15 protein-coding genes and 2 rRNA genes are annotated in these 16,041 nt (G+C 59.6%); 11 read left to right on the forward strand and 6 right to left on the reverse strand.

Annotated features, from left to right (window positions below; all coding sequences use genetic code 11):
- Positions 1-8: 8 nt before the first annotated feature.
- Positions 9-1,343: a hypothetical protein gene (locus LAN64_09755; protein ID MBZ5568119.1), complete on the forward strand. Its 1,335-nt coding sequence runs from the start codon at positions 9-11 to the stop codon at positions 1,341-1,343.
- Here LAN64_09755 and LAN64_09760 read toward each other — a convergent pair.
- Positions 1,312-1,695 (reverse strand): hypothetical protein, encoded by a 384-nt coding sequence (locus LAN64_09760; GenBank protein ID MBZ5568120.1) that lies wholly within the window; start codon positions 1,693-1,695, stop codon positions 1,312-1,314. The two genes, LAN64_09755 and LAN64_09760, sit on opposite strands and share 32 nt — an antisense overlap.
- 159 nt (positions 1,696-1,854) lie before the next feature.
- On the opposite strand from LAN64_09760, the gene LAN64_09765 reads away from it, so the two are divergent.
- The 7 genes from LAN64_09765 (at position 1,855) to LAN64_09795 (ending at position 9,238) form a co-directional block, all read left to right on the forward strand.
- On the forward strand, positions 1,855-2,928 hold the full coding sequence (locus LAN64_09765; GenBank protein MBZ5568121.1) for a UDP-glucuronosyltransferase: 1,074 nt from the start codon (positions 1,855-1,857) through the stop codon (positions 2,926-2,928).
- Positions 2,929-2,996: 68 nt separating this feature from the next.
- Entirely contained in the window at positions 2,997-3,638 is a 642-nt protein-coding gene (locus LAN64_09770) for a phosphatase PAP2 family protein (protein ID MBZ5568122.1), read from the forward strand.
- A gap of 111 nt (positions 3,639-3,749) precedes the next feature.
- The gene (locus LAN64_09775) at positions 3,750-4,067 is read left to right on the forward strand and encodes an STAS domain-containing protein (protein MBZ5568123.1); all 318 of its coding nucleotides are present in this window, start codon (positions 3,750-3,752) and stop codon (positions 4,065-4,067) included.
- A gap of 77 nt (positions 4,068-4,144) precedes the next feature.
- The gene (locus LAN64_09780; protein ID MBZ5568124.1) at positions 4,145-4,885 is read left to right on the forward strand and encodes a thiamine phosphate synthase; all 741 of its coding nucleotides are present in this window, start codon (positions 4,145-4,147) and stop codon (positions 4,883-4,885) included.
- Positions 4,885-6,111, forward strand: a complete 1,227-nt coding sequence (locus LAN64_09785; protein MBZ5568125.1) for a DUF711 family protein — start codon at positions 4,885-4,887, stop codon at positions 6,109-6,111. The genes LAN64_09780 and LAN64_09785 overlap by 1 nt, the downstream gene beginning before the upstream one ends.
- Before the next feature lie 122 nt (positions 6,112-6,233).
- Positions 6,234-7,295, forward strand: coding sequence for an alpha/beta hydrolase (locus tag LAN64_09790; GenBank protein ID MBZ5568126.1), 1,062 nt, complete (start codon positions 6,234-6,236; stop codon positions 7,293-7,295).
- A 59-nt stretch (positions 7,296-7,354) separates the two neighbouring features.
- Positions 7,355-9,238 carry a M2 family metallopeptidase gene (locus LAN64_09795; GenBank protein ID MBZ5568127.1) on the forward strand — a complete coding sequence of 628 codons (1,884 nt, stop codon included), beginning with the start codon at positions 7,355-7,357 and terminating at the stop codon, positions 9,236-9,238.
- 82 nt (positions 9,239-9,320) lie between these two features.
- Here LAN64_09795 and LAN64_09800 read toward each other — a convergent pair whose 3' ends face one another.
- A complete protein-coding gene (locus tag LAN64_09800; protein ID MBZ5568128.1) occupies positions 9,321-9,674 on the reverse strand; it encodes a phage holin family protein in 354 nt (117 codons plus the stop codon).
- A gap of 117 nt (positions 9,675-9,791) precedes the next feature.
- Positions 9,792-10,259 carry a YdeI/OmpD-associated family protein gene (locus LAN64_09805; GenBank protein MBZ5568129.1) on the reverse strand — a complete coding sequence of 156 codons (468 nt, stop codon included), beginning with the start codon at positions 10,257-10,259 and terminating at the stop codon, positions 9,792-9,794.
- 314 nt (positions 10,260-10,573) lie between these two features.
- On the opposite strand from LAN64_09805, the gene LAN64_09810 reads away from it, so the two are divergent.
- Both LAN64_09810 and LAN64_09815 read left to right on the forward strand, forming a co-directional pair.
- Positions 10,574-10,798, forward strand: a complete 225-nt coding sequence (locus LAN64_09810) for a hypothetical protein (GenBank protein ID MBZ5568130.1) — start codon at positions 10,574-10,576, stop codon at positions 10,796-10,798.
- A 93-nt stretch (positions 10,799-10,891) separates the two neighbouring features.
- Complete coding sequence (locus tag LAN64_09815; GenBank protein ID MBZ5568131.1) at positions 10,892-11,125, forward strand: hypothetical protein; 234 nt, start codon at positions 10,892-10,894, stop codon at positions 11,123-11,125.
- A 1,043-nt stretch (positions 11,126-12,168) separates the two neighbouring features.
- On the opposite strand, the gene LAN64_09820 is transcribed toward LAN64_09815, so the two are convergent.
- Positions 12,169-14,400 (reverse strand): hypothetical protein, encoded by a 2,232-nt coding sequence (locus LAN64_09820; GenBank protein ID MBZ5568132.1) that lies wholly within the window; start codon positions 14,398-14,400, stop codon positions 12,169-12,171.
- Between the two features lie 400 nt (positions 14,401-14,800).
- On the opposite strand from LAN64_09820, the gene LAN64_09825 reads away from it, so the two are divergent.
- Positions 14,801-15,220, forward strand: coding sequence for an energy transducer TonB (locus LAN64_09825; protein MBZ5568133.1), 420 nt, complete (start codon positions 14,801-14,803; stop codon positions 15,218-15,220).
- Between the two features lie 46 nt (positions 15,221-15,266).
- On the opposite strand, the gene rrf is transcribed toward LAN64_09825, so the two are convergent.
- Positions 15,267-15,383, reverse strand: a 5S ribosomal RNA gene (rrf, locus tag LAN64_09830).
- Positions 15,384-15,627: 244 nt separating this feature from the next.
- Positions 15,628-16,041, reverse strand: a 23S ribosomal RNA gene (locus LAN64_09835); the annotation flags it as partial.

Genomic DNA, 16,041 nt, shown 5'->3' on the forward strand with positions numbered 1-16,041 from the left:
AGGTGCCAATGCGCAGCTTGGCGCGCGCGGTTCGCATCCGGTGTGTTCTGGTCCTCCTCATGGGACTCGCGTTTGGCTCTTGCCGCCAGGCAATGGCCGGCGTCCTGAGCTACCGCGGTAAGATTACGCTGGATCCCTCGACTGCCGAGCTTGCCGAAAAGCTGACGATTCGATTCGCTGCCCCAGCGCAGGGCGCCGACCAACTGGTCCTCTACCTTAACAAGGATCTTGCGATTTCCAGCCTGTCCTGCCGCTCCTGCCTCAGCCACGAAGAAGGTCCTCTGAACGAGCGCATCGATGCCCGGCCCGTCATCATCAAGTTCCGGCAGCGGCTCCGGCCCGGCGAAATCGCCGACATTCACCTCCAGGCTCACGGCAAGCTCACCGATGTCTCCAGAGAGACCAACAGCTTTGCTTCGCCCTGGGTGGAGCTTTCGATCGATTCCGGCTGGTACCCCTACGAACCCGAGGCCAGGAATTTTCGTTTTGACCTACGGGTGAATATCGACCCTGGGTATAAGCTCGCCGGCAACGGGAAAGTCTCCGGCGGCAACGGAACTTGGCGGCTGGTACAGAAGGACGCCTCTCCGGATATTGATTTGATCGCGGCCCCCGCCTGGACCACCAGCGAGTTACGAGTGCAGGCGCTCAACATTCGGATGATTGCCGTCAACGTGCCGCCGGTCACCCTACAACGCTTCGCGCAGCAGGCCGGTTCGAGCACGAGAACGTATTCCGAATGGTTTGGCCAAGCCGCCGGGCACGACCTCACCATCGTGCTAAGTCCGCGCCAGGGCGGCAGTAGTTACTCGCGGCCAGGTTACGTGTCGCTTGCCTACTCACCTCCCGCTGAGCCGGACCGTCTCTTGTTCACACTCGCGCACGAGCTCGCGCATTTCTGGTGGTCGCGGGCACCGAGCTGGAGCTGGGAGAACTGGCTCAATGAGGCATTCGCGGAATATTCCGCCCTCATGTATATCCGGAAATCCCAGGGGGAAGCCGCTTTTCGAGAGCTCATGTTGCAGCGGGTGCAGCGAGCCAGGAACCAGCCGCCGATCTGGGGTGTGGGCCGCAACTCAGGCACTTACGCCCGGGTGATCTACGCCAAAGGCGCGGTCCGCTTGCTGCAGCTCGAACAGATGATCGGGCAGGAACAATTCCGCCGATTACTGGCAATGCTGGTCCGCAAGCACATCAACACAACCCAGGACTTCCTCGACGAGTTGCAGGCGGAAAGCTCCCCCGAGATGCGGATGCGCTTCGAACGATTGTTGAAGGATCAACGACCGTGGCGCGCCCGCCGAGCGCGTGTCAGTGGATTTCAACGCCGCCATGCACCGTGATGACCGGACGGCGCACGATGATCCGTCCCACCTCATCTTTATAGTAGTAGTGGGGACGGCCTTCGACGACGTAGCTTCGGCAACCATACTTCTTGGCCTGGCCCGGAGGCAATCCACAATTTCCCCAGCCCGCTTTCTTGCCGTGACTCCATCCGGGCGGGCGCGCGGCACGATCGTAAATTCTGTACTCGTATCCTCCGCGGCGTTCCCAGTCGTGATCGCCTTTGTCGAAGTCCCTGCCGGCGTGCGGGTTCCCTCTTCCTTTTCCTTCCGGGCGATCCGCCAGTGCAGCCGGCGTGCTCAATGTTACGCAGCCTGCAAGCGCGAGTACTACGAGCCAATTCTTGCTCATGCCTTTTCCTCCCATTTCAGCAAGAGCCAGCTTACGTTCCTGGGTCAGCGATTGCATGATTACGAGGGTCGTGGGCCCAGCCAAGTCGCATGGATTGAACAGGCTGCATGCGAATAGACGTCTGCCCTCAACTCATGCATAATCGCGGCCACAGGCACCATGGCGAGAATTCTTTATGGGGTCAACGGTGAAGGCGCGGGCCATTCCACGCGAGCCAAAGAGGTAATCTCGCACCTCTTGGAAAAAGGGCACACCGTCCACGTGGTTTCCTTCGACCGCGGCCTGCAGAACCTCAGCCGACATTTCGAGGTTACCGAGATCTACGGATTCCGCTTCGCCTACGTGAACAACTGCGTGCGCTATCGGAGAACGGTGGCAAAAAACCTGATCACCGTTCCTCAGGCGCGTGCTAGTTTCTCGCGCCTGATGAAGCTCGCCAACGAATGGCAGATCGAACTGGTCTGCACTGACTTCGAGCCGTTGTCCTGCTACCTGGGCCATCGCAAGCGCTTGCCGGTAATATCCATCGACAATCAGAACTTGCTGGTGAACGCGGCCCTTTCCTACCCGCGCCAGTACCGTCGCGAGGCAGCAGCGGCCAAGCTGGTCACGCGTTACATGACCCGCGGCGCCGATGCGTACCTGGTCATTACGTTTTTCGACGCTCCCGTGCGCGACAAACGCACCCATTTGTTCCCTCCGCTGCTGCGCAGGGAGGTTCTCGACGCCCAGCCGACAACCGGCGAACACGTCCTGGTCTACGTCACCTCGCCCTCTGTCGAACTGGCAAGCCTGCTGCGCAGGGTCCGTTGCCGCTTCGTATGTTACGGCTTTGATCGCGCCGGCGAAGACGGCAATCTGCTGTTCAAGAAACCCAGCATGGATGATTTCTTGCAGGACCTGACCACTTGCAAGGCCGTGATCGCCAATGCCGGGTTTTCCCTGGTGAGTGAAGCTCTCCACCTGGGAAAGCCGTACCTTGCCGTGCCCGTACAGCGGCAATTTGAGCAGGTCCTCAATGCCTACTACGTGGACAAGATGCACTACGGCGTCTATTGGGACGAATTGAACAAGGAGAGAATCGAATCGTTTCTCTTCAACCTCGACTCGTTCCGCGCCACCTTGTCGAACTATCCGCGAGCGGGCAACGCGGCCTTGCTGGCGAAACTGGATGAGTTGATCGCCGTGTACGTCCCCGCCGCGCGTGAGCAAACCGCTCATCCATCCCGTTGATGAGCAAAACGCCAGCAACGTCCAACATCGACTCTGGGCTGCCCGGGATAGAGCCACAGTCAGCGCCCGTGCCCTCGCTGCGAGCGGCCATTGTGGGCAGCCTGGCGGTTGCCGTGCTCGCGCTGCTGCTGTTTTCCTGGCTCGCCGAGGAAGTGTTTGAAGGCGGCGCGAGGCGCTTTGACGCTTCCGTGCGCACCTGGGTACATCAATTTGCCTCGCCACCCCTGACCAGTGCCATGGTGGCAATCTCGGCGCTGGGCTCCGTCGTCTTGGCTGCGGCGTTCATCGTCGCCTTGGTCATCTTTCTGCGCCTCAGGTGGCGGCGCGCGGCGATCTGGCTACTGCTCACCATGGCAGGCGGGCTGATCCTCGAGTTGACTCTGAAATTCGCCTTTCATCGGCCCAGGCCAACGCCCTTCTTCGGTCCTGTTCCGTACACCTACAGTTTTCCCAGTGGACACTCGCTGATGGCGTTCTGCATCTATGGCGTGCTCGCCGGACTCCTGTCGCACCGCATACGCTCTGCCGCGTTCCGTGTCTTGGTCTGGATCCTCGCTGCCGCTTTGATCGGAGCCATCGGGCTGTCACGCATTTATCTCGGAGTGCACTATCCCAGCGATGTACTTGCCGGCTATCTTGCGGCCGCGGTATGGGTCAGCACCCTGATCGCCGCCGACCGCGTTCGCAGGCGCAAACGAGATAGCCAGTAACCAGATTGTGTCCTGCTGTGTCCTGCAAACGGCCTCGAGGCCATGGTGTAAAATCCATGACCTGCGACGAGGATGGTGCCTGTGTGCGCAAAAGTTGCTCCCGTATTGCAGATGGAAATCGAGAGACAGCCAACAAAAACCGTCGTTCACTGCACCGGCAAGGTGAACATGGAATCCTGGACGGACTTCTCGGTGGCCGTCCGCGCGCTGATTCCCGAGGGAAAGCCGATCAGGGTGGATCTCAGCAACGTCGTGCAGGCGGACAGCACCGGCATCGGCACGTTCGTCAATGTCTGGGCGTCCGCCAAGAAGAACGGCTGCGACTTGAAGTACATCAACCCGCACAAGCGCATTGAGGATGTGATCCGCATCACCCAGTTGTTCAACATCTTCGAAAGCCCTGAGAGCGGCGCCGGTTCGGGGTCGTAGGGCTGCACGCGTCCCCCTCCGCGGCGGCGCGACTGCTGAGCGTGGAATCGGCTTTCACGCTCGCGACTCCAGCTCGCATGCTGCTCTACTACATCACCGATCGCCACCAATTTCCCGGCTGCGAGGGAGATCGGCGCCGCATGCTGCTGAAAACAATCTCCGAAGCGGCCCGCTACGGCGTTGACTACATCCAGCTTCGCGAGAAGGACCTCAGCGCTCGCGAGTTGCTCCGCCTCGCCGAAGAAGCGCGGAAGATAATTGCAGAAGTCGCGGGCTCGGCGCTCGCAGCTCACAACTGGCAACGCGGAACCCGCCTGTTAATCAACTCGCGTATTGATATCGCGCTTGCTGCGGGCGCCGACGGCGTTCATTTGCGCTCCGACGACATTCCCGCCGCCGAAGCGCGCATTGTTTGGAGCAAAGCTTCCGCAGGTCGCAACTCGCAACTCGCAACTCACAATTTTCTCATTGCTTGCTCCTGTCACACAGTCGAAGATGTCCGCCGCGCCGAAACCGACGGCGCCGATTTCTCGGTCTTCGCGCCGGTGTTCGAGAAAGGTGGACAGCCAGGCGTTGGACTGGGGGCCTTACGCGCCGCCTGCTGCGGAGCGCCACAGGCGAACACGCCGGGAGCGTCGCCCGCGGTGCGGATTCCCGTGCTCGCGCTCGGCGGCGTGACGCTGGAGAACGCGCGCGCCTGCATCGCGGCTGGAGCGGCGGGAATCGCGGCCATTCGCCTGTTCCAGGAGAACGATGTGGAGGAGGTTGTAGCGCGTTTGAGAAACATAAACCGATCCGACCAACCGGGAGAGCTCTGATGCGTCACCTTGTCTCGCTAATTGCAGTTGTGTTCATGATGGTCCCGGCATACGCACAGCAAAAGCCGAAGGTGCGCGCCATCACCGCGTTTGTCGAGCTTGACCACGCGCGATATCAGCAGCAGGTGCACGACACGCTCGCCTTCCTGCATGCAGCGAAGGCGGCGTTTGAGAAGCGCGGCTACGAAATGGAATCGGTGCGCATCACCACGCAGCAGTTCCCAGGAGTCGTCAAGGGGCTCCCGCGCGAGGAGGCGCTGGCGTACCTGCGCAGCTACGACCAGTTGGCCCAGAAGGAGAACTTCGATACCTCGCTGGGACCTCCCAACCTGGGCGACGCCGCGGACCCTGTCATGACGCAACTCATGGCGGAGGCGCTAGCGAGCACCAAGGTTCTGGAGACCAGCATTATCATCGGCGGCAGGGATGGAATTCATTGGAAAGCTATTGAGGACGCGGCGAGGGTAATCAAGTACCTGGAAGAGCACAGCCCGCACAGCCAGGCGAACTTCAATTTCAGCGCGACCGCCATGCTGGCCCCGCTGGCGCCGTTCTATCCCGGCTCGTACCACACCGGCGCCGGACATCAGTTCGCAATCGGGCTGGAGTCGGCCAACGTGGTGAGCGAGGCATTCGAAGGCACCTCGGTGATGCACCGCGAGCTGGCGTTGGCCAAGTTGCAGGAGCGGCTGGGCGGGTTCGCCAAAGACATTGAAGCCGAGGCGCAGGCAATTGCGGCCCGCTCCGGCTGGAGCTACGCCGGCCTGGATCTCTCGCCGGCGCCGCTGAAGGACGTGTCCATCGGAGCCGCCATCGAGAAGATGACGCGAGCCCGCTTCGGCTCCAGCGGGACGATGAGCGCCGCGGGAGCAATCACGGCGGCGTTGAAGGCGATACCGGTGAAGCAGGTGGGCTATTCGGGACTCATGCTGCCCATCCTGGAAGACAGCCTGCTGGCGCGGCGCTGGAGCGAGGGCACAATCTCACTGGACTCGCTGCTCGCCTACTCGGCCGTGTGCGGCACCGGGCTGGACACCGTGCCGCTGCCGGGTGAGATCAGCGAAGAACAACTCAGGCGCATCCTGGCCGACGTGGCCACTCTGGCGTTCAAGTGGCACAAGCCGCTGTCGGCGCGGCTGCTGCCGGTCGCCGGGAAGAAAGCGGGCGAGCGCACAGAGTTCGACGATCCTTTTTTGGTCAACAGCACGTTGCAGCCCTTGCCGTAATGCATACCGGAACATCACCAGCGTTGTACAATGCCGACCCACGCACCGCCTGACATCTCGGCTTTACGACCAACGCTGTCCGCGCGGCGCGGGCCTGCGTTGACCACGGAGAGGGGTAGCGCATGTCGATTTGGCGCATGGGAGTGCTTTTGTTCGCTGTGCTGCCCGTCGGCGCGCAGGGACAATCGAATCAATCGCCAACGCCACCCGGCAGATTAGTGAACATTGATCAGGGCGTTTCGCTGCATATCTACTGTACTGGCCGAAGCAAACCTCCGGTGGTTCTCCTGCACGGGCTGGGAGATTATTCTTTTGACTGGGCATTAGTTCAGCCGGCAGTGTCGAAGGGAACACAGACATGCTCTTACGACCGTGCCGGACAAGCATGGAGCAGCCCCGGTAAACCTCCGCGGGGCCCCGACACCGCCGCGCATGAACTTCACACATTGCTTGACCGTGCCGGGATCAAGCCGCCGTACGTGCTGGTTGGACATTCCTGGGGAGGCCTGGTTACGCGTATGTATGTCCACGACTATCCCGGAGAGGTCGCCGGAATGATTCTGGTCGAGAGCGCCGATGAAGACGAGTACCTTTGGATTAACGGAAAAGTTGTTCGTCCCTCGCAAATGTCGACCGAGGACTGGGAGTCGCTCACTAAGCCCAGATCTCATCCGGCCACCACTCAACAAGACAACGCAACTCGACCGCCCGCGCAAACCAAGGCTGCTTCACCTCCACATCTGGAACCTCCGTATGACAAACTGCCGGCTGGTGCGCAGAAGCTGAGGCTCTGGGCGATGTCAATCCCACGGAGCAAGGAACGCGATGAAGGTGGGGACATTCAGGACCTCAGGGGCGATTTCATCGAGGTCCATGGAGCCCTGAGCGGGGATCATCCTCTGGGAAACATCCCTGTTGTGGTCATCACCAAGACCCCCGAAACTAACGAGGATTACACGAAAGAACAACTTGAGTGGAACCGAAGCCTGCAAGATAAACTTGCACGGGAATCGACCAATAGCGTACATATCGTAGCGAAACACAGCGGCCATCATGTCCAACTCGATGATCCCGCATTGGTCTCCTCGGCCATCCTCGATTTAGTGAGGGCAGTGCGACGCAAACAGCCAATCACTTCGAGCAAAATCTCGGTCGGTAAGACATCCGCTCTGAGGCCAGACTAGCAACATCCGCCGACTGGGAGATCGCTCCTCACTGCTAAGGCGGGCCCGCGTCGATTACAATGTCCCGCTCGCTGGAGGATTCCATGGTTCGCCGTATTAGCTGCGCCCTCGCCATCACTCTGCTGTTTTCGACTTTGACCGTTGCCCAGACTCAGAGTTCATCTTCATCGAAGCCATTCGCCAGCGCCGCGGCGATGCAGGCGGCGCCGGCGGAGGCGGAAACATTCATGCGCGACGCCGAGGCTCGCCTCGACGACGTGGGCGTGAAGGCCAGCCGCGCCAGTTGGGTGCAGTCCACGTACATCACCGACGACACCGAAGCCCTGTCGGCCAGCGCCAACGAGGAGGTGCTGGCCACGACTACCGAACTGGTGAACGAGGCGAAACGCTTCAAGGGAGCGCAGCTTTCGCCCGTGCTGCAGCGGAAGTTCATGCTGCTGCGGCTGGCGCTGACGGCACCGGCGCCAAATAATCCCGCGGAACGAAAAGAGCTGGCGCAGATCGGCTCGTGGCTCGAGGGCACCTACGGCAAAGGCAAGTACTGCCCTAAGACCGGACCGTTTGCCGGCAAGTGCCTGGGACAAAGCGAGATGGAAGAGGCCTTCGCCACCACCAAAGATGAAGCGGTGCTGAAGGATCTTTGGGTGGGTTGGAGATCGTTCGCGCCGGAGATGCGGCAGCGCTACGCGCGCGGCGTCGAGCTGTCGAACAAGGGCGCGCAGGAGCTCGGGTTCAAGGATACGGGGGTGCTGTGGCGGTCGAATTACGACATGACGCCGGAGCGGTTCAGCGCGGAACTGAACCGGTTGTGGGAACAATTGCGTCCGCTGTACCTGTCGCTGCACGCCTACGTGCGGTCGCAACTGGTGAAGAAGTACGGGCCGCAGGTGGTCCCGCCCAACGGCCCGATCCCGGCGCACCTGCTGGGCAATATCTGGGCGCAGGACTGGACCAACATCTACGATCTGCTCGATGTTCCTGGCAAGGACAGCGGCCTTGACCTGACGCCCGTCCTGCAGCAGAAGAAATTCACTTACCTCAAGATGGTGAAGACCGGCGAGAACTTTTTCGTCTCGCTAGGATTCGATCCGCTGCCCAAGACGTTCTGGGAGCGCTCGATGTTCGTCCGTCCGCGCGACCGCGACGTCGTCTGCCACGCCAGCGCATGGGACATCGACAACAAGAATGACGTTCGGCTGAAGATGTGCATCCAGATTCGCGACGAGGACTTCCGCACCATCCACCACGAGCTGGGACACAACTTCTACCAGATGGCCTACCAGAACCAGCCGCCGCTGTTCCAGGGCAGCGCCAACGACGGCTTCCATGAAGCGGTGGGCGACACCATCGCGCTCTCCATCACGCCCGAGTATGTGCAGGAAATCGGGCTGATCCAGCAGGCGCCACCGCCAAGCGAAGACCTGGCGCTGCTGATGCACAAGGCGCTGGAGAAAGTGGCGTTCCTGCCCTTCGGATTGCTGATCGACCAGTGGCGCTGGGACGTATTCTCGGGCAAGATCACGCCCGCCGGCTATAACAAGGCGTGGTGGGAGCTGCGGGAGAAGTACCAGGGCGTGGCGCCGCCGGTGGCGCGCAGCGAGAAAGACTTCGACCCTGGAGCGAAGTATCACGTGCCGGGAAACGTGCCGTACTCGCGCTATTTTCTCGCCGACGTGCTGCAGTTCCAGTTTCAACGCGGGTTGTGCAGGACGATCGGGTACAAGGGCCCGCTGCATCGCTGCTCCATCTACAACAACAAGGTTGCCGGGGAACGCCTGAAGATGATGCTGGAGATGGGCGCCAGCCGCCCTTGGCCGGAGGCCCTCTACGCGCTTACGGGCGAGCGCCAGATGGACGCGACGGCCATCCTGGATTACTTCGCGCCGCTGAAGCAGTGGCTGGATGAACAGAATGCGAAGAATGGCGTGAAGGTGGGATGGTAGGCACTAACCACGGATTTCCACGGACGAACACGGATCGATCAAATCTGATCGGTGTGAATCCGCGGCGATCCGTGGTTGAGTTTTAGGTGCGTTCGCGCTTGGGCAGTAGCGCGCGGAAGAGCAGGTTCACCAGCATGAGCACGATGGCGCCGACGAAGGCCGCGACGAAGCCGCTGATGTGAAAGCCGGGCACGAAGGCCGTGGCAAGCCACAGCATCAGGGCGTTGATTACCAGCCAGAAAATACCGAGGGTTAGGACTGTCAGTGGAAGCGTGATCAGCTTGAGCAGCGCGCCGAGCGTGGCGTTGATCAGGCCGATGATGACGGCGGCCCACAACGCCGTGCCGAATCCGCGCATGTAGAAGCCGGGGACCACGTGCGCAACGATGATCAGCGCCAGGGCGCTCAGGATCCAGTGAATGAGCAGGCGAAGCATAGATCGATTTGCCGATTGGGTGATGTGCTGACTTGCTGATTCAGTCGGCATATCAGGAGATCAACAAATCACCCATCGATGCCGGATGGGAATTGTACGCGCCGGCGCGATTGCAGGCTAGCGCTGGCTGAGATTGCGCCCGGCGGCGAGCATGGACACGGATTTCTCCAGGCGGCGGGCGCGGGTCTCCGGCTTCTTTGCTCCCGTGATCCACTGCACGAATTCCTTGCGATGGGTATAGGAATAGCGGTCCCAGGCGGCCTGCGCGGCTTGGTTGGTCTTCATCGCTTTCTTGAGATCGGGTGGCGCTTGGATAGTGCGCGGGGCGGTGTCGGGCTCCATGACGACCGTAACCGTGTCGCCCACGCCGCACTGGCCGCCCTCGCGCATGAAGCGGTTGACGCACACGAAGTACTCGCCGCGCATCGGACAAACGGTCGTGCGGAACTTGAACCCGTTGATCGTGCCGGTGACCGGAACGCGCGCCTTGCCCCAGACTTCTTTCACGTCGAAGGGGACGTTCATCCCGGCGACCTTGGAGTTGCGTCCGGCGCCGAAGAGCTTCACCTTGAACTCCTTACGCATGGGACCTCCGGGTGAGCCGCAGATTAACGCAGATGGGCGGCAACTTGCCAAATTGGCTACGCTACAATCGTGCCTTCGTGAAGCCACTTCAAGTATTGTCCGCCATCAGCCGCATCGACGATCGCAGCCGGGCGGCGCATCCGCGAGCTGCGGCGGCTGCGCAGAGTGTACGGCGCGGGTCGCTGGCGTAAACTGAAAGGGTTTGCGACCGTCCGAGTTGCCGATGGTACGATATGGTTCGCCGAAATTCATTGGTACGAAGCGTACGGAATCGGGAAAAAGGAATTCAAGGTCAAAGACAAGATTCGACAGTTATGAAAAGATCTTCGGGCTTTGTAATCTGTGTCAACAACAAAGGCTATGACGCTTCGCTCGAACAGCGAAAACTCTACCCGTTTATCCACGACGCCGAGGCCGAACGGCACAATATGATCCGTGTCATTGACGAATCAGGCGAGGATTATCTTTTCCCGGCACGCTATTTTGTTCCTGTGGATCTACCGACTACCACGCGCCGTAAACTACAGTTGGCAAAATAGAACCAGGAAGTGGACTCAATCAGGGCTGCATTGGTGCGAAGCACACGGGATCGGAAGAAAGCTGTTCAAAGTAAAAAGGCGGCTGCGCCGACTTTGAGCGGACGTCGACAGCGATTTGTCGTGTGCATTGACGCGGGCGAGTATGCGGAAATTGATTTGGACGTGGGCAAGGTGTACCAGGCGCTGCCTACCGAAAAAAGCGCGCGCGATCAGGGACTGATCCGAGTCATCGACAACTCCGGCGAGGATTACCTGTTCCCGGCCGATCAGTTCGTAGAAGTGAAATTGCCGCGACCTGCGCGGCGTGCTCTGCTGCGAGCCCGATGACAATCTTCGAGCCTTGATTGCCTTGCAGCCGCCTGCGGTACAATTGCGGCCCGACTCCTGGAGGCGTCTAGCAGGCGTGAGGCGCGCCCGCGTCGGGAGCCTGCTGCCGAAATCCTGAGCCGCCGCGGCGAAGGAATCTCTTGACGCCAGATTCTCAGAGAACGTGAGGGCGATGCCTCACAACTGAATAGATTGGGACTTATATTCCAAGGCAGCGGCGCGGAAACCTCAGGCTGCCAGCCCAAGTCTGCCAGCCCAAGTCCGCCCTGGCTTGAGCTAAGGGCCAAGAGCTACCCGCTAATAGCTTCTTCCAGCCATGGATACGGAGTTCCCACAGAGCTCCCTTGCCGTCGAGGAATTTGCTGATAAACTTTTTGCTTGGGTCTGCAAGAGTCGGCTTCTCCGCCGTTCCTACTTCAAGCAAGGTGACTATGAACAAGGGATTCACTGTCATGGCTTTCGCGACGCTGTTGAGCCTCTCGCTTTCGGCTGAGTGTAAACCGGGCTACCGAGTGGCCACCGTTCTCAAGGTTTTTAGTCAAGATTTTTCCGCCGGGCCGCCTACCCGCAGAGCAAGACCCGCAGACGAAGCGGGCGCCGCGGAACAGCATGGCACGGCGTCGGCTCGAACCGCGATCCTTCGTGCCGGCGGCAGAAGATACGAGTATCGAATGTTGCCCGGTTCTGCCTCCAAACAACCCCCGCTCGTGGTGGGACAGGAACTCTGCCTGGGAGGAGAGAACGGTCACATCCACCTCATGACGCGCGAGGGGGAGATTTTGCCCGGTGTTGTTCGGCCCATCCCCGCGTTACCTCGAACCACGCAATGAAGGCCTGGATTTATGAATCTCGGCCGCTCTGCTCCTGTCATCTTGCGGTTCGTTTGACCCGTCGCGGACCGCCCCCGGGAATATTTGCGCAAATCGGCATAGGGGGGACGGTCACCTGTCCGCCCCTGCCACACCACCCTATGCGGACCCGCATGTACAGAAAATGGCCCCGGCTAGGAGCTACCGGGGCCAATGGTTAGTGGGAGGTTGGGGCTAGCGCGTTGCCGCGTCAGCGTTCACCAAACCTGCGCCGGTGAACCGGTTGAACGGGATGGCTGGAGCAACGACGAATGCACCGGTTTTGGTGGTTCCGTCGTCGAGAGTCAATGTCACTTGCCCGCCTTTGATCCGGTCGGCGTCCACCTCGAACTGCACCGGCAACTGTACTGGGAATGCAAAGTTGGCGAAGGTGAGGAAGTCACCCGCGCCGAACGTTCCCGGCTTGAAGGTCAGAGTGAGAGTCGTGAGGTCAGCGCTGCGGGTCGCCGTCACATCGGTCGGCGCCAAGCCACTCGTGGTGCCGACGCTGAAGCCAGTGGTTGGGCTTGCCGGATTGGACCAGTGCATGTTGGGCTTGGTCAGATCAATAGACACACTGGTTATGGTGTGTGAGGTAAACGGTTGCACGGTGAAGCGCCAGAAAGTCTTTACTCGCGGGAAGTCGCCAACCGCTGTCACCCACAGTGGTCCTGCAATGGTTGCTGCCAATGTGCGGTCGATTGAAAGTGGCATAGGCGTAGCTGTCCGCTGAAGCTTCTGGTAGACAGCAGCGGGGGGCAAGTGGCTAGGACCACCTGCCTTCTGGAGCACTAGCGCAGCCACGGCTGCGACATCGGGGGCTGCCGCGCTGGTGCCGAAAAAGTTGGGCAGGCCATTGGGCTCGATATCGAATCCGAAGAAAGTTGTGTCTGCCCCGTCAACGCCTGTAATCTGCGGCGTGAATCGGATTTCGGGGAAGCGGAGACGGTTGCCGTTACGGTCAAACAAGATGGCGGTCGGCCCCGGCGAACTGTAATCCTCCGGGAAGTTTGTAATGGGGTAGAACATCGCTGCCACCGCCTGGCCTTTCCGTGCGGCAGCGTGACCCCAGCAGGTCGATGCGTTCTGGCGTTCGCTTTCGCCCGTGCCATTTACAACCACGTACTTGATATGCCGCGCGGGACCGTTATTCATATTTCCGATGACAATCTGATAATCCCCCGGAAGCACCTGAACGAGCTCCAGGGCTTGGTCGGTCATCAGGTTGTCGTCGGTGGTAAAGAACACCGGAGTGGTGAAATCGTTCGGGTCGAGATAGTTGCCGGCCGCGTCGAATATGTAAATGTTGTAGTCGGTGTTCACCTTGCCGAGATTGAATGGCTCATCCCACTGGAAATCGGCAATATCCCCGAAGAATGAGGTGAACTTTTGCGAGATGCTTACGCTGCCATCGGGGTGGCGGAAGTTGTGGAAGCTCTTGGGCGCCAGCCCAAGGGCCGTGAGCGCTGCCAGGTCAAGGTTCGACTTCCCGGCAGCAGCCAGTTTCTGAGCCCGGGAGAAGCTGATCGGCGAGTAGTCCGCCTCATAGCCCTCCAGACCATTGTTGCCGGCCGAGGAAAAATAGGCTGCTCCTTCGTGGACTACCTCATCGACGGTTTGCGCAAGCAGGCCGTCGGAGAACATCGGTTCGTCAAAATAGATCACGTCATCCACGATGACATCGGCCTTGAACTGACGGCGCAAATTGAGAATATTGTTCGAGAAGTCCACCTCGCCGTTAAAAGCGGTAGCAAAGCCGAGTTTCGAACCCGGTGCGACGTCGTGGATTAGTTGCAGCATGGCGCGGCCTTCGTCTTCCCCGTCACCGGGGGGCAAGTCTTCAAGCACGACGACATCGCTGGGAAGGTCGCCGCTGGCGACGTCGTCAGCCGCGTTCGGGTGGCTGGTGAGAGAATTGAAGCTATCGGAGAGGGCTGCGACCCGAATTCCCGTGCCGTCTATCCCGCGGGCATGGGCTAGGTCGGCCTTTTCTGTGGCGACCGCCTGGCTCTGCACCGAGCCAGCGAACTTGAAGGGGCGTTGCACAGCAAGAACGGAGTGAACACCCGGGACCGAGGCGATTGAACGGGCCAACCCAAGAGGCATATATCCCTCCACAAGGGTTGGGTCCAGCAGGCTTACTGCCTGAAGACGAAATCCGGCTTTGGAGAGTTGTGCAATCGCTTGGTCCGACGCAACGTTCGCTTCCAGGCGGACATGGACGAGAACATCTCCAGAGGGTGCGGTGATATGAAACTGAAGGGCCTCACTAAGTTTCGGGTTGTCGGACTCGTAGAAACGCACAAGCTGTTCCATGCCGCGGCCTAGGGTACCGGCAGCGGCAGGCCAAGCGAGAGCGAATACCATGAATGCCAGTGAACTGCAGTACAGCAGTAGACGACGGGTGGCCAGAGCGGCAGAGCGCATAACATTTCCTCCAGTTAAGTTCCAATGAGTTATCTATGGGACCGAAGGACGCTGCCTGACTTCGAGGGACAGAACACAATCAACAGCGCACAATAAATGGCGCAGACTATAGACGAGTTTTCTAATGGGATGCAAGCTGAAAAAAGCAGAAATCTACGGTTCATCCCAGCAATATGTTCGGATTTATTCTCGTGTCAAAACGGAAAAGGCCACACGTTGTTGACGTGTGGCCTTTGTCTAATCCGGCAACGACCTACTCTCCCACACACTTTCGCATGCAGTACAATCGGCCCGGCGGGGCTTAACTTGAGCCGCTTTGCGGGCATGAGCGAAGTGGGAGCCCGCAGGCGAAATCCCGAAGCGTTTTGTGCGAGGGATCTCTCGCTAGGGGGAGTTTGATGTGAAGATCGTATCTACAATTCTCTCGGTGATGATCCTTTGTACTCTCGTGCCCGCAGATGATCCCGTCCCATATCTGAAGTCTGCGCCAATGCCGTTTTACCCGCCAATTGCTCGCCAAGCTCGGATCGAAGGGACCGTCAAGGTCCATGCGACGGTGAATCAGGACGGAGATACCACTGAGATCGAAGCGCTTTCGGGGCACGCGTTGCTGCGCAGTGCCACAGTCGAATATGTTAAGGGCTGGAAGTTTATTTGGCCCCATCCGTGCGCTTGTAAGGCCAAGAGGGACATTACTTTCGTGTACAAAATGTCGGGAAAAGAAGCCAGTGCCAATTCTCCGACAGCAACGGTCAGATGGTTCGGGAGCAGCTTGGTAGAAGTGGAAGCAGACGAATTACCATTCGAGACGCAGAACTGATTAAAGCGGAAAAGGCCACACGTTATTGACGTGTGGCCTTTATTTAATCCGGCAACGACCTACTCTCCCACACACTTTCGCATGCAGTACAATCGGCCCGGCGGGGCTTAACTTCCGTGTTCGGGATGGGAACGGGTGGTGCCCCCGCGGTAAGATCACCGGAAATTGTTGGCGATAAGAGATCCTTCGCGGCTAGCCGCTCAGGATTTCGGCTGGCGGCTCAGACGCCGCGAAATCGCCTCAACCTTTCAAAGAGCGTGAGGGCGATGCCTCACAACTGAACAGATTGGGATTTACACTCAGCAAGGCTTACGGCGCGGAAGCCTCAGTCGTCGCCCCAGGTCAGTCAGGTTCGACTGAGGCTGAGAGCTGGCGGCTGAGAGCTTCAACTGCACCGGGTAAATTTTATGGTCAAGCCGAACGGGCGATTAGTACTGGTAAGCTGCACGCCTCACGGCGCTTACACCCCCAGCCTATCAAACACGTAGTCTTCGTGTGCCCTTCTTGACCCTTACGGGTTGGGAGATCTCATCTTGGGGAGTGCTTCCCGCTTATATGCCTTCAGCGGTTATCACAACCGAACTTCGCTACCCAGCCGTGCCCATGGCAGGACAGCTGGAACACAAGAGGTTCGTCCATCCCGGTCCTCTCGTACTAAGGACAGACCCCCGCAAATCTCCTTCGCCCACATCAGATAGGGACCGAACTGTCTCGCGACGTTCTGAACCCAGCTCACGTACCGCTTTAATAGGCGAACAGCCTAACCCTTGGAACCTTCTACAGCTCCAGGATGCGATGAGCCGACATCGAGGTGCCAAACC

It is taken from the genome of Terriglobia bacterium (assembly GCA_020073185.1).
Classification (GTDB): domain Bacteria; phylum Acidobacteriota; class Terriglobia; order Terriglobales; family Acidobacteriaceae; genus JAIQGF01.